The sequence below is a fragment of the Bradyrhizobium niftali genome (assembly GCF_004571025.1).
GTDB classification, from domain to species: domain Bacteria; phylum Pseudomonadota; class Alphaproteobacteria; order Rhizobiales; family Xanthobacteraceae; genus Bradyrhizobium; species Bradyrhizobium niftali.
Genome location: NZ_SPQT01000038.1, coordinates 13,358 through 27,730, shown reverse-complemented (window position 1 = coordinate 27,730; position 14,373 = coordinate 13,358). Strand labels below are relative to the sequence as shown.

At 64.6% G+C, this 14,373-nt stretch carries 10 protein-coding genes; 4 read left to right on the top strand and 6 right to left on the bottom strand.

Features of this window, described 5'->3' with window-relative positions; translation table 11 throughout:
* Nucleotides 1–234 precede the first annotated feature (234 nt).
* Nucleotides 235–1,083, bottom strand: coding sequence for a caspase family protein (locus tag E4K65_RS40980; protein ID WP_135178935.1), 849 nt, complete (start codon nt 1,081–1,083; stop codon nt 235–237).
* Between the two features lie 427 nt (nt 1,084–1,510).
* Here E4K65_RS40980 and E4K65_RS40975 point away from each other — a divergent pair, with 427 nt between their 5' ends.
* From E4K65_RS40975 to E4K65_RS40965, 3 genes are all read left to right on the top strand, one after another.
* On the top strand, nt 1,511–3,241 hold the full coding sequence (locus tag E4K65_RS40975) for a hypothetical protein (protein ID WP_135178934.1): 1,731 nt from the start codon (nt 1,511–1,513) through the stop codon (nt 3,239–3,241).
* A 238-nt stretch (nt 3,242–3,479) separates the two neighbouring features.
* Complete coding sequence (locus E4K65_RS40970) at nt 3,480–4,205, top strand: thermonuclease family protein (protein ID WP_135178933.1); 726 nt, start codon at nt 3,480–3,482, stop codon at nt 4,203–4,205.
* Between the two features lie 102 nt (nt 4,206–4,307).
* The gene (locus E4K65_RS40965; protein WP_135178932.1) at nt 4,308–5,495 is read left to right on the top strand and encodes a pyridoxal-phosphate-dependent aminotransferase family protein; all 1,188 of its coding nucleotides are present in this window, start codon (nt 4,308–4,310) and stop codon (nt 5,493–5,495) included.
* Nucleotides 5,496–5,801: 306 nt separating this feature from the next.
* Here E4K65_RS40965 and E4K65_RS40960 read toward each other — a convergent pair whose 3' ends face one another.
* Nucleotides 5,802–6,911 carry a hypothetical protein gene (locus E4K65_RS40960; protein WP_135178931.1) on the bottom strand — a complete coding sequence of 370 codons (1,110 nt, stop codon included), beginning with the start codon at nt 6,909–6,911 and terminating at the stop codon, nt 5,802–5,804.
* Nucleotides 6,911–8,347 (bottom strand): MBOAT family O-acyltransferase, encoded by a 1,437-nt coding sequence (locus tag E4K65_RS40955; protein WP_135178930.1) that lies wholly within the window; start codon nt 8,345–8,347, stop codon nt 6,911–6,913. The genes E4K65_RS40960 and E4K65_RS40955 overlap by 1 nt, the downstream gene beginning before the upstream one ends.
* Before the next feature lie 279 nt (nt 8,348–8,626).
* Between E4K65_RS40955 and E4K65_RS40950 the strand changes: the two genes are divergently transcribed.
* Nucleotides 8,627–10,732 carry a S9 family peptidase gene (locus E4K65_RS40950; protein WP_135178929.1) on the top strand — a complete coding sequence of 702 codons (2,106 nt, stop codon included), beginning with the start codon at nt 8,627–8,629 and terminating at the stop codon, nt 10,730–10,732.
* A gap of 186 nt (nt 10,733–10,918) precedes the next feature.
* On the opposite strand, the gene E4K65_RS40945 is transcribed toward E4K65_RS40950, so the two are convergent.
* From E4K65_RS40945 to E4K65_RS40935, 3 genes are all read right to left on the bottom strand, one after another.
* Entirely contained in the window at nt 10,919–11,638 is a 720-nt protein-coding gene (locus E4K65_RS40945) for a ribonuclease activity regulator RraA (RefSeq protein WP_135178928.1), read from the bottom strand.
* A gap of 133 nt (nt 11,639–11,771) precedes the next feature.
* On the bottom strand, nt 11,772–13,511 hold the full coding sequence (gene araD, locus E4K65_RS40940) for an L-arabinonate dehydratase (protein ID WP_135178927.1): 1,740 nt from the start codon (nt 13,509–13,511) through the stop codon (nt 11,772–11,774).
* The gene (locus E4K65_RS40935; protein WP_135178926.1) at nt 13,508–14,371 is read right to left on the bottom strand and encodes an ABC transporter permease; all 864 of its coding nucleotides are present in this window, start codon (nt 14,369–14,371) and stop codon (nt 13,508–13,510) included. Before E4K65_RS40935 ends, araD begins: the two co-directional genes overlap by 4 nt.
* Nucleotides 14,372–14,373: the final 2 nt, after the last annotated feature.

Here is a 14,373-nt window from a genome sequence, read left to right as displayed (position 1 = left end):
CAAAATTGCGAAGCAATTTTGCGCTGGTGCGACGAAGCAATCCAGAATCTTTCCGCGGAAGGATTCTGGATTGCTTCGCTGCGCTCGCAATGACGATGTGTGGGTAGATGTGCGTTACACGCGCATATCGTAGGGTGGATTAGCCGAAGGCGTAATCCACCTCTTTGCTTTCCGCGCTGAGAGAGAAGTGGTGGATTATGCTTCGCTAATCCACCCTACGGTCGCCGCGAAAAACTAGCCGCCGGCTTCGCCGAAATGGACGTCTTCGAGCAGCGAGGAGGAGACGGTCGGGACCTGGTCGCCTTCGGAGGCGCGGGAGATGGCGACCCGGGTCTTGTTGAAGGCGCTTTCGGCGCTGCCCTGCGCAGCGAGATTGCCGAGCAGCTCGCTGACCAGCACGCTGTGCTCGCCCTTGCCGTCGTCGACGACCTTGCCGGGCGAAGCGGAGGAGAGGATCAGCGCATTGTCGGGCGTGCCGATCGGCGCGAGGCCGTGGCTGTAGGAACGGAAACGGCGCTCGTAGGGATTGCGGCGGGAGGCATCGACGACGACGAGCTTGGCCTTGGCGCCCTGCTCCTTCATCATGTCGAGCACGCCGTCGATGGAGACGCCCTGGCGGCGGACGTCGCTTTCCTTCCAGATCACGGCGTCGACCGGCAGCATGTAGCTCTGGCGGCCGGCCTGCACGCCGAAGCCGCCGAAGAACAGCATGACGACGGTGTCGCGCTTGATCCGGGACTTCAGGCGGTTGACGGCGCGGACCATGTCGTCCTTGGTCGCGTCTTCCACCATGTCGACGTCAAAGCCGTTCTTGCGCAGGGTCGAGGACAGCGCGCGGGCGTCGTTGATCGACTGCGTCAGCGGCGCGCTGGCGTCGGGATAATGTCCATTGCCGATGACGAGCGCGAGCCGGGAGGTCTGGCCGATCGAGCCGGTGACCTGGTCGGTCGTAACAGCCTTGGCGGCATCGAGCGCGCGCATGTTGAGGGCAGCATGGGCGCCGATCACGAGCGAGACCGTGCCGATAAGGGCTGCGACCACCGCAATCGTGCGTCGGGAAATGTCGAGCTGCCTTACATTCATCTCGCTTCATTCCTGTCAGTGCCAAAGACCAGCCAAGCGCGCGCACACAGGTTGAGTAGCGCGATAGCGTCTTTAGGTTTGAGGGATTGGCCGGGGGAGTGCCCCCGAATTGCGCGCAATTTGCGGCGCCGCACCAAACAAACCTTTAACGGGATATAGTGTGCCCGGCAATAGATTGCCCAAAATTTGAGCTAAGTCGCTGAAGATGTTAGTTAATTACATGGCCTGGATTTCTCCTGGTTTTGCGTTCCCGTAGCCATTCCGGGGTCTGATCATGCAGCCCTCGTGCCGTTTTTTTCCGTGACCGCTATCACATTTGTATTTCCTGCGAATCCGGGTAGCTTTTTCAAAGACTTGCAGGGGGTGGTGCGCGGATGGGAACCGCACCGGCCGGCCCCCGACCAGGGGCCCCGCGACCAGGTATTTCATGAACTTTCATTATTTTGCCGGCGCCGCCTGCCGGGCGCTGACGGCGCGGAAGGACGGCCCCTCGCTTTACGACGTCTGCGATCCCGTGCTGGCGGATGCAACCAGCGGCGATCCGCATCTGGCCAAATTCTACAAGACCGCGCTCGGCAATCCCGCATTGCGGATACTGCTCCGCCGCGCCGGGCTGCCCGACTTGCGCGACGAGGCGAAGCTGACCCGGCTTCGCACGGCGCTGGCGCGGGCGCGCGACGAAGCCGAGCCGGACTGGGCGGCGATCGGCCAGCCTGTCGCCGATCTCGTCGACAGCATCGCGCTTGATCATCCAAAACCGCCGCCGGCGATATTCACCGGTTCGGCGCCGCAACAAGCGCAGATCGACGGCGTGATCCGCGACTGCGCGCAGCATCTGCTCGGCTCGTACGGCAAGAACGGTTTCCTGCCGACCTATGCCGCCTTCAACCTGATCGGCGACCCTGATGTCCGCGGACGCGAGTTGACCATGGCGCTCACGGGGTTGAATGCGCGCGGCTACAAGAACTCCTCGCTGCTCTTCAACCTCGCCCGCGTCTTCATCGCGCGCTCGCCCGCGCGCGCCGTGGTCAATCCGCCCTGGACCGGCATCGCCGAGCCGATGTGGGAGCCGGTGCAGATCCGCCACCGCTCGGCCTATTACGATGCCTTCTTCATCGAGGCGCTGCTGAGCTTCATCGAGACCGGGCTCGCTTCGCCGGCCGACAAGACGGCGGCAGAGCGCGCGATCGCCGACATGGTCGATTTCTGCGTCAACATCAGCCGCGAGGAGGTCGAGGGCACCGACGGCGCGCGCTTCAACGTCATCACCGCGCTCGCGCCTGCGCCGCATCCGCGCTTTTCGCGCTTCTTCGCCCAGATCAAGCAGGATCTCGGCTTCGGTGTCTACGTGCCGGATTGCGACACCACGGCCTGCTCGATCTCAGCGGCGACGCAGGCCGGCTGCACCGATCCGATCATCGACCAGCCGCTGCTGGATTTCTACAGCGGTTACCAGGTGCTCGCCGGCGTCAACGAGCCGCGCGTGACCGTGCCGCTCAACGACAACATCGACTACGAGGGCGGGGTTGCGACCTGGATCGACAATCTCAAGGGAGAGCGTCCCTACGGCAACGATCTCGATCCGACGCTCAATCTCGACATTCTCGAGGTCAGCTTCCGCAACCTGGCGCGCTGGAAGATCCTGGAGACGCCGGCGCGGCTGGCGACCGTGCATCGCATCATCGGCTTCCAGAAGCGGCTGGCATCAAGCGGCGCCTTCGCCAATCCGCGCTCGCACATCTATTACCTGCCGGAACTCTACAGCGCCTATTTCGGCCGCTGCTATGCCGCCTTCCTGGCGCTGCCGCTGGCGGCGCAGGCGGCGATCGATCCGGACGGCGACTTCGATTTCATCCGCCACCGCGTGCTCTCCTACGTCAAGGGCGAGCTGATGGCCGCGGAGATGAATGTGTTCGACGCGGCGCTGGCGCTGATCGCGCTCGGCCATCTCGGCGCCGACCCGCGCGCCTTCGCGCCGGCGCTGAACGTCATCGTCGCGAGCCTCGGCGAAGGCGGCCGCCGCGGCCCGTTCCGCGCCTATGAATGGAACAAGATGAAGACGCCGACGCGGATCCTGGTCGGTGGCCCTGAGGTGACGTCGGCGTTCGTGCTGATGGGGCTGGCGGTGGCGAAGCGGGCGATGGCGGGGCGGGGGTAGGCTTCGTAGGGTGGGTTAGCGAAGCGTAACCCACCACTTCTGTCGCCGTAGAGACCAAAGAGGTGGGTTACGCCGAGCGCCTGCGCTTCGCGCAGCGCGGGGCTAACCCACCCTACGAGGCCCGTCACTCAATGACGGGAAGTTGAAAGCTCAATCGTTGGGCAGGCGCTGGCCGGGCGGCCAAAAGCCGACCACAATTGCGGGGTCTATCGCGATTTTCCTGAACACGCGGACCGGCATGTTGCGAAAATTCCTGATTGCGCTGTCACTGCTCGCCTTGCCGTCGCTGGCGCAGGCCGCCGACATTACCGGCACGGCGAAGGTCCGCGACGGCGATTCCGTCGTGATCGGCAACACGAGGATCCGGCTCGGCGGCATCGACGCGCCGTCGTCCGACCAACTCTGCCTCAACACCAATACCGAGCGCTGGACCTGCGGAATCGCGGCGCGCGACGAGCTCGCCAAATACACCGAGGGCAAAAACTGGGTCTGCCATACGCGGGCGATCGACCGGCGCGGCCGCACCGTGGCGCGCTGCGAGGTCGGCGGCGAGGACATCCAGAAATGGCTGGTGCGCAGCGGCTGGGCACTGGCCTACACCCGCGTCTCTCACGATTACGAACCCGACGAGGCGGCCGCGCGCGAGGCCAAGGCCGGCATGTGGCAGGGCGCCTTCATTGCGCCCTGGGACTGGCGCGTGCGCAACAAGAAGACAACGATATTGGGCGCCACCAAGCCGCCCGAGGGCGCGCATGCGGTGCTGCTTGCCTCGGCCTCGGGGCCGGTCGCGCCCTCGCCCGACTGCACCATCAAGGGCAACGTCAACACCGCCGGCGAGTGCATCTATCACCAGCCGACCAGCCGCTGGTACACCCAGATCAAGATGAAGATCAGCAAGGGCACCCGCTGGTTCTGCTCGGTCGAGGAGGCGGAAGCCGCCGGTTGTCGGGAGACCAAAAGATAACCCAGCCCTGCATTTTGCGTGCTTTTCTTGCATCGCAGCAGCGCGTAAAAGTATGATTCAGCGACCCACCAGCCTGTTCTCAAGCAACAAGGACCAACAGCAATGACCGTTCGCGCGGGCCGGGAGTTTCTGGCCATCCCCGGGCCCACCAACATGCCCGACGAGGTGCTGCGGGCGATGCATCGTCCGGCGATCGACATCTACTCCAAAGAGATGCTCGATCTGACCGAGAGCCTGCTCGGTGACATCTCGAAGCTGTTTGCGACCAAGGGCAAGTCCTACATCTACATCGCCAACGGGCACGGCGCCTGGGAAGCAGCGCTGAGCAACGTGCTGTCGCGTGGCGACAAGGTGCTGGTGCTGGAGAGCGGACGTTTCGCAATCGGCTGGGGCAACGCGGCAGCGCTGATGGGTGCCGAGGTCGAGGTGCTCAAGGGCGACTGGCGCCGCGCGGTGCGGCCGCACGAGGTCGAGGAGCGCCTGCGCCGCGACAAGGAGCACACCATCAAGGCCGTCGTCGTCGTCCAAGTCGACACCGCCTCGGGCGTGCAGAACGACATCGAGGCGATCGGCAAGGCGATCAAGGCGAGCGGCCATCCGGCGCTTTACATGGTCGACACCGTGGCATCGCTCGGCTGCATGCCGTACGAGATGGACAAATGGGGCGTCGACGTCACGATGTCCGGCTCGCAGAAGGGCCTGATGACGCCGCCCGGCCTCGGCTTCGTCGCCGCCAACGCGCGCGCGCTCGAAGTGCACAAGAAGGCCAACATGAGCACGCCCTATTGGAGCTGGAGCGAGCGCGAGGGCACCGAGAACTACCGCAAATATGCCGGCACCGCGCCGGTGCATCTGTTGTTCGCGCTGCGCAAGGCGATCGACCTGCTGCACGAGGAAGGGCTTGAGAACGCCTTCCGCCGCCACAGCCTGCTCGGCGAAGCCGCGCGGCGTGCGGTCTCGGCCTGGTCGGAAGGCCAGGTGCTCGGCTTCAACGTCGCCGAAGCCAACGAGCGCTCCAACACCGTGACCACGGTGACCATGAGCAACGGCCACGATCCCGCAGTGCTGCAACGCTATTGCAAGGAGAAGTGCGGCGTCGTGCTCGGCACCGGCATCGGCGATCTCTCCGGACAAGCCTTCCGCATCGCCCATATGGGCCATGTCAACGCGCCGATGCTGCTCGGCACGTTGGGGGTGATCGAGATCGGGTTGAATGCGCTGAAGATCCCGCACGGCAAGGGCGGGCTGGAAGCGGCGGTTTCGTATCTCGGCGAAGAGGTGGCGGCGTAGGCAGCCTCACACTCCCATGTCGTCCCGGCCTAGTGCGCAATTGCGCACGGGGGGCCGGGACCCATACCGCGTGATCTATCAGTGACGCACGGTGTACGTACCACGAGAAGACTCTTTAACTACGAGTCTTCGCCAAATTCCTCCCTGGGGTTATGGGTCCCGGTCCCCCAATTGCGCACTAGGCCGGGACGACAGCGGAGTGTTTGGCTACGGCTGAGCATCACAGCTGCAGTCTTGTAGCCCGGGTGAGCGAAGCGACACCCGGGATCTTGCGCGAGGCCCCGCATGTCGCTTCGCTCATGCGGGCTACGGCTGTCGAACCCGATACGCCTCAACCTGGGCTTTCAGCTCCTCCAGCGACGCGGTCGGCTTGTTGGGATCGACCCGGTATTCCCCGCTCGCCAGCCACTTCAGCACCATTGCATCGATGACCGGCGAATGGTGGATGACGTCGCCGTAATTGTTGAGGTCGTGGGTCACCGCCTTGATCGCGCGGAAATCGTGGAGGCGCACGTTGGGAAGCTGCGTCAGGCGCTGCGCGATGAGGGCCGTGAGATCGGTGACGATCTTCAGCGTCGCCGGTGAGGCATCGCGCATCGCGACGAATTGCAGGATCGAATAAGGCGGGAAGTAGATGTCGAAGGTCACGTCCGGATGGCGCGTGGTCAGGCCGACGGCGTCACGCTCGAGATGCCGGACCATGGCCTCATAGCCGTAGCCCTCGCCGAGAAAGCTGCTGCGCACGGGATCGGTGATGTAGGCGAAGGCGGCGCGCGTCGTCTCCGCGTTGTAGGCGCGCGCGACGTCGAAATCCCGTGGCAGCGCATAGATGTCGTCGACGTCGAACAGCGCGAACTTGACGGGGAGAAACGGCGCCGCACGGGTCAGCGGCTCCCGCAGCGGCGGGATCGACCGCAGCAGCGCGAACACGGATTCCTTCGCCATGGCGGCGTTGAACAGATAGGCCGCGATCCCCTTGGCCGTCCGCCGGTAGAGATCGACGGACAGATAGGGATCGGCCTCGATGCCGGCCGCATCGACAAAGCTGAAATCGTCCATCGCCCAGATCACGCGCCGGGCGCCGCGATCGATCGCCTGCTCCAGCACGAAGCTTTGCTGGCGCGAGTTGGACCCGGTCATCGCCAGCTTGAGCGAACGGACGCCGAGCGCGCGGTCGATATCGCTCTGGCGGAAATGGATCGCGAGCGAGGTGCCGATGAAGGCGGTGTCGAACGACTGGCTGCGGATCAACCCGGCATTCTGCATGCGTGTGTCGTCGGAATAGAACGGCGCGATGAGGCGCGAGGGGCGGAACAGTTGCAGGGGATCGACGGCAAAAGTCAGCGCCGCCGCGCCCAGCACGCACGCGACGCTCGCAAGGAGAAGACGCCTCACGCTGGTGAACGATCCCCGCATCAGAACCTGAAATAGATGAATTCGCTGTGGCTCTGGATGCCCAGGATCCCGAACGCGAGCACGAGCGACGCCCCATAGAGGACCAGCGGCCGCAGGCGCCCTTCCCGCAAACTCTCGCCGACCCTGCGACTGCCGTGATCGTAGCCCATGATTGCTTGCGTGTTCGGCGCCAGCCACACCAGCGCCGCATAGATCGTGACCTGCACCAGCGCCGCGATCTCCTCGCGGCCGAGGACGATGTTCAGGGGATCAGCCATGGCACTGGTGATCCGCAACGCCCAATCGACCCGCTCGGCGCGAAAGAACACCCAGGCGACGACGACCGCCAGGAAGGTCAGCACGGCCCCAAGGATGCGGACCGGGCGCGCGAGAGGCGACGGGATGGCCGGCACCAGCGCGTTGAAGGCGTGATTGATGCAGAGATAGGCGCCGTGCAGCGCGCCCCACACCACGAACGTCCAGGCCGCGCCGTGCCAGAGCCCCCCGAGCAGCATCGTGATCATCAAATTGACGTAGCGCAGCGCGCGGCCGCGGCGGTTGCCGCCGAGCGGGATGTAGAGATAGTCGCGCAAAAACTGCGACAGCGTCATGTGCCAGCGGCGCCAGAACTCGACGATGCTGGTGGCCTTGTACGGCGAGCTGAAGTTGACGGGCAGGAAGATGCCGAACATCAGGGATATCCCGATCGCCATGTCGGAATAGCCGGAGAAGTCGAAATAGAGCTGGAACGTGTAGGCGAGCGCACCGAGCCAGGCCTGGTCGAAGCTCGGCGAGCGCGCGTCGAAGGCGAGCGCGACCAGGGGCTGGATGCCGTCGGCGAGACAGGTCTTCTTGAACAGGCCGATGGCGAAGATGATGATTCCGCACAGGATCAGATGCGCGTGCGGATGCTTGGACTCCTCCTGCTCGAATTGCGGGATCATGTCCTTGTGATGGAGGATCGGCCCCGCGATCAGATGCGGGAAATAGGTCACGAACAGCGCGTAGTGCGGCAGCGCGTAGGCCGCGACCTGGCCGCGAAAGGCATCGACCAGGAACGCGATCTGGGTGAAGGTGTAGAAGGAGATGCCGACCGGCAGCAGGATGTGGACCGCGACATGCGTGCCGAGCAGTGCATTGAGATTGTCGGCGGCAAAGCCCGCATATTTGAAGATGCCGAGCACGAGAAGGTCGCCGGCGACACCAACGGCAAGCGCCGCCCGGCGCTGCATTGGTGCGAGCTCCGCCGCGATCAGGAGGTAGCCGATGCCGTAGTTGAAGGCGATCGACGCCAGCAACAGCGCGACAAACTGCCAACTGCCGATGGCATAGAAGGCGAGCGAGGCGGCCGCCAGCCAGATCACCGGGGCCCGATTGCTGCGCCGCCCGAGCCAGAAGTACCCGGCCAGCACGGCCGGCAGGAACAGCAGGATGAACGGATAGGAATTGAACAGCATCAGGCTGGACCGGCGGCGGGGACATGGCCACTAAAGGACCCACCCCCTAAAGCATACAAGGGGGCGATCAACAACCCGGCGACCTGGCGCAGTCCTTGGCGCAGTCCCGCTGGCAATTCATGCGCTTGTCGCCATATGATGCGCGACCCGCCACCGTCTACGGCCGTCATTGCCGGGCTTGCCCCGGCAATCCATCGCTCAAGAAATCCTCTTTGATGGATGCGCGGGTCAAGCCCGCGCATGACGAGATGGGTTCCGGTGAGACGCAATGAGGATCGAGTGACACAAGCCAAGACACCTTCCCAGCCCCCCGTCGCCCCGCGCCGGCCGCACAGCTTCACCCGGCACGGGATCACCGTGACCGACGACTATGCCTGGCTGAAGGACGAGAAATGGCAGGAGGTGCTGCGCGACCCCAAGGTGCTCGATCCTGATATCCGCAAATATCTGGATGAAGAGAACGCTTACACCGAGAGCCTGCTGGGCCATACCGCCGCGCTGCAGAAGACGCTGGTGCGCGAGATGCGCGGCCGGATCAAGGAGGACGATTCCAGCGTGCCGTCGCCGGACGGGGCGTTCGCCTATTTCCGCAGGTTTCGCGAGGGCGGGCAGCACGAGCTGTTCGGCCGCATGCCGCGCGAGGGCGGCGATGGCCATATCGTGCTCGACGGCGATGCGCTCGCCAAGGACCACAAATATTTCAAGTTCGGCGGCAGCCGGCATTCGCCCGATCACAAGCTGCAAGCCTGGAGCGCGGACACCAAGGGCTCGGAATATTTTTCGATCCGCGTGCGCGACTGGGCGACGGGGAAGGACTTTGACGACCTCGTCGAGGAGACCGACGGCGGTATCGTCTGGAGCAAGGACGCGAAAAGTTTCTTCTATGTGAAGCTCGACGACAATCACCGCCCGATGCAGGTGTGGCAGCACCGGCTGGGGACGAAACAGGCCGACGACACCCTCGTCTATGAGGAGCAGGATTCCGGCTGGTTCACCCATCTGCACGAGAGCACCAGCGGCCGCTTCTGCGTGATCGCGGGCGGCGATCACGAGACCTCCGAGCAGCGGCTGATCGATCTCGAAAGCCCCGATACGCCGCCGCGCCTCGTCGCGGCGCGCGAGGAAGGCGTGCAATATTCGCTCGCCGACCGCGGCGATCTGCTCTTCATCCTCACCAATGCCGATGATGCCATCGACTTCAAGATCGTCACCGCGCCGCTTAGCCAGCCCGAGCGCAAAAACTGGCGCGACCTGATTCCGTATCGTCCGGGCATCTACATCATCGACCTCGATCTCTATGCCGGCCATCTGGTGCGGCTGGAGCGCGCCAATGCGCTGCCGGCGATCGTGATCCGCGATCTCGCGACGAACGAGGAGCACGCCATCGCCTTCGACGAAGCGGCCTATTCGCTGGATACGATGGGTTCCTACGAGTTCGAGACGACGAATTTGCGTTTCGCCTATTCGTCGATGACGACGCCGTCGGAGGTCTATGATTACGACATGGCCAAGCGCACGCGGACCTTGCGCAAGCGGCAGGAGATCCCGTCAGGCCATAATGCGGCCGACTACGTCACCACGCGCATCATGGCCAAGGCGCAGGACGGCGCCGAGGTGCCGGTCTCGATCCTCTATCGCCGCGGGCTGAAGCTCGACGGATCGGCACCGCTCTTGCTCTACGGCTACGGCTCCTATGGCATGGCGATGCCGGCCTCGTTCAGCGCCAACCGCCTGTCGCTGGTCGATCGCGGCTTCGTCTACGCCATCGCCCATATCCGCGGCGGCGCCGACAAGGGCTGGGGCTGGTATCTCGACGGCAAGCGCGAGAAGAAGACGAACAGCTTTGACGATTTCGCCGCGAGCGCGAGGGCGCTGATCGATGCGAAGTATACCAGCGCAAAACGTATCGTCGGCCATGGCGGCTCTGCCGGCGGCATGCTGATGGGCGCAGTCGCCAACCGCGCTGGCGAGCTGTTCGCGGGCATCGTTGCCGAAGTGCCGTTCGTGGACGTGCTCAACACCATGCTCGACGACACGCTGCCGCTGACGCCGCCGGAATGGCCGGAATGGGGCAACCCGATCGAGAGCGAAAAGGATTTTCGCACCATCCTGTCCTACTCGCCCTACGACAATGTCGCGGCGAAGGAGTATCCGGCGATCCTGGCCATGGGCGGATTGACCGATCCGCGCGTCACCTATTGGGAGCCCGCCAAATGGATCGCGCGCCTGCGCGCCACCATGCGCGGCGGCGGGCCGGTGCTGCTGCGCACCAACATGGGCGCCGGCCACGGCGGCGCCTCGGGACGCTTCGACCGTCTCGACGAAGTCGCGATCGTCTATGCGTTCGCACTGTGGGCGGCGGGGATGGCGGAGGCCGGGGTGTAGCCACACCCTCCGGCGTCGTCCCGGCGAACGCCGGGACCCATACCGCGTGATGTATCGGTGGAACGCAGGTAGCAGTACCGCGGGAGGATTTCTTAACTGCGCGTCTTCGCCAAACCACTCCCTGTGTTTATGGGTCCCGGCCTTCGCCGGGACGACACTGGTGCTGTGGCGATACCAACAGTCTAACTACCTTCCGTTCTTCTTCCGCCACGCCGCAAAATCGGTGAGCGTCTGCGGATCGGTGGCGGGGTAGAGGCCGAAGATGCCGCGGCCCTTGCCGACTTCCTCGGTGACGAAGTCCTCGAACGCCGTCATCTCGAACGTCTCGTTGGCGATCTCGTCGGCAAGATGTGCGGGGATGACGATGACGCCGTCGGCATCGCCGAGGATGACGTCGCCGGGAAACACCGGCGCATCGCCGCAGCCGATCGGCACGTTGATCTCGATCGCCTGATGCAGCGTGAGGTTCGTCGGCGCTGAGGGACGATGGTGGTAGGCGGGGATGCCGAGCTTGGCGATCTCGGCGGAATCGCGAAAGCCGCCGTCGGTGACGACGCCGGCGACGCCGCGCTTCATCAGCCGCGTCACCAGGATCGCGCCGGCCGAGGCCGCGCGCGCGTCCTTGCGGCTGTCCATCACCAGCACCGCGCCCGGAGGGCAATCCTCGACCGCCTTGCGCTGCGGATGCGAACGATCCCTGAACACCTCGATGGTGTTGAGATCCTCGCGCGCCGGCATGTAGCGCAGCGTGAAGGCCTCGCCGACCATGGTCGGCTGATCGGCCCCGAGCGGGTGCACATCCTGGATCATCTGGATGCGCAGGCCGCGCTTGAACAAGGCGGTGGCGACGGTGGCGGTGGAGACGGATTTGAGCTTGTTGCGGGTGGCGTCGGAAAGTTTGGTCATGGTGTGCTCTCTCTCATTCGTCATTCCGGGGCGCGCCGCTTGGCGCGAGCCCGGAATCCATCGAACGGCACAGACTGCGGCAGGATGGATTCCGGGCTCATCGCCTCGCGATGCCCCGGAATGACGGGGGACATCAGTAGATGGACGGCTCGCCGATCGGCGCGCCGAAATCGGTCTCGAGGAAGTCGAAGTCGCAGCCGTCATTGGCCTGCTTGATGTGCTTGGTGAACATCCAGCCATAGCCGCGCTCGAAGCGGCGCTCGGGCGCCTTCCAGGCAGCGCGGCGCGTTGCGAGCTCGGCTTCCGATACGTCGAGATTGATGGTGCGCGCGGCGACATCGAGCGTGATGCGGTCGCCGTTCTGCACCAGGGCCAGCGGACCGCCGATGTAGGACTCCGGCGAGACGTGCAGGATACAGGCGCCATAGCTGGTGCCGCTCATGCGCGCGTCCGAGATGCGCACCATGTCGCGCACGCCCTGCTTCACGAGTTTTGTCGGGATCGGCAGCATGCCCCATTCCGGCATGCCCGGCCCTCCTTGTGGGCCTGCATTGCGCAGGATCAGGATGTGGTCCTCGGTGACGTCCAGATTGGGATCGTCGACCGCCTTCTTCATCGACGGATAGTCGTCGAACACCAGCGCAGGTCCGGTGTGCTTGAGGAAGCGCGGCGCGCAGGCGGAGGGTTTTATGACGCAGCCGTCGGGCGCGAGATTGCCCTTGAGCACGGCGAGCGCGCCCTCCTTGTAGATGGGATTGTCGACCGAGCGGATCACGTCGTCATTGTGCACCTCGGCATGGGCGATATTTTCGCCCAGCATCCGGCCGGTGACGGTGATGCAGTCGAGATGCAGATGCGGCTTGATCTGGCCCATCAGCGCCGGCAGGCCGCCGGCATAGAAGAAGTCCTCCATCAGATAGGCGTCGCCGCTCGGCCGCACATTGGCGATGACAGGCACCTTGCGGCTCGCGATCTCGAAATCGTCGAGCCCGATGTCCTGGCCGGCGCGGCGGGCCTGCGCGATCAGATGGATGATCGCGTTGGTCGAGCACCCCATCGCCATCGCGACCGCGATCGCGTTCTCGAAGGCCTTTCGGGTCTGGATCGTCTTAGGCGTCAGATCCTCCCACACCATCTCGACGATGCGGCGGCCGCATTCGCTGGCCATGCGGATGTGGTTGGCGTCCGCGGCTGGAATCGAGGAGGCGCCCGGAAGCGTCATGCCGATGGCTTCGGCGATCGCGGTCATGGTCGAGGCGGTGCCCATGGTCATGCAGGTGCCGTAGCTGCGGGCGATGCCGGCTTCGATGTCGAGCCAGTCCTTGTCGGAGATTTTCCCGGCGCGCCGCTCGTCCCAATATTTCCAGCCGTCCGAGCCGGAGCCGAGCGTCTTGCCCTTCCAGTTGCCGCGCAGCATGGGACCTGCCGGCAGATAGATCGCCGGAATGTTCATCGAGGTGGCCCCTAACAGCAGCGCCGGCGTGGTCTTGTCGCAGCCGCCCATCAGCACCACGCCGTCGACGGGATGGCTGCGCAGCAGCTCCTCGGCATCCATCGCCAGCAGATTGCGATAGAGCATCGTGGTCGGTTTCAGCAGCGATTCCGACAATGACAGCGCCGGCAGCTCCAGCGGCAGGCCGCCGGCCATCAGGATGCCGCGCTTGACGTCGTCGACGCGCGACTTGAAGTGCATGTGGCAGGGCTGCGCGTCCGACCAGGTGTTGAGGATCGCGATGATCGGGCGGTCCTTCCACTCTTCCGGGGCGTAGCCCATCTGCATGGTGCGGGAGCGGTGGCCGAACGAGCGGAGATCGTCGGGCGCGAACCAGCGCGCGCTGCGGAGCTGGTCGGGTGTTTTCTTCTTCTTGGTCATGATTGGGTGCCCCATTTCTGGACCGTGTTCCGCTCGATGGCGCGGAAGATCAGGTTCTCGACAAAGAGCCCGATGATGATCACCGTCAAGAGGCCTGCGAAGACGGCGGGTATGTCGAGGAGGTTGCGGTTCTCGAAGATGAACCAGCCGAGGCCGCCCTGGCCCGAGGACACGCCGAACACCAGCTCGGCCGCGATCAGCGTGCGCCAGGCGAAAGCCCAGCCGATCTTGAGGCCGGTGAGGATCGAGCCGAAGGCGGCGGGGATCAGGATCTTTGCGACATAGGGCAGCCCGCGCAGGCCGCAATTGCGGCCGACCATGCGCAGCGTGTTGGAGACGCTCTTGAAGCCCGAATGGGTGTTGAGCGCGACCGGCCACAGCACCGAGTGAATCAGCACGAAAACGAGGCTGCCATTGCCGAGGCCGAACCAGATCAGCGCCAGCGGCAGCAGTGCGATCGCCGGCAGCGGATTGAACATCGCCGTGACCGTTTCCAGGAAATCGGTACCGATGCGGGTCGAGATCGCAAGCACGGTGAAGATCGCGGCGAGCACGATGCCGGCAGAGTAGCCCATGAACAGCACTTTCAGCGACGCCCAGGCCCGCAGAGGGATGGTGCCGTCCTTCACGCGCTCGAACATCGTGACGATCGTGTCGTGCAGCGTCGGAAACAGCAGGGGATTGTCGAGGGCGACGCCGTAGGCTTCCCAGACCGCCGCCAGGAACAGGATGATGACGGTCTTGCGGACGAAGCCGTCGTTCCACAACATTTCAGGCACGCTCAGCTTGCGCTCGACCTCGCCTGCGCCGGCAGCAGTGGCAACCGACGCGTCACGCAGCAATATTCTCGCTTCGCCCATGT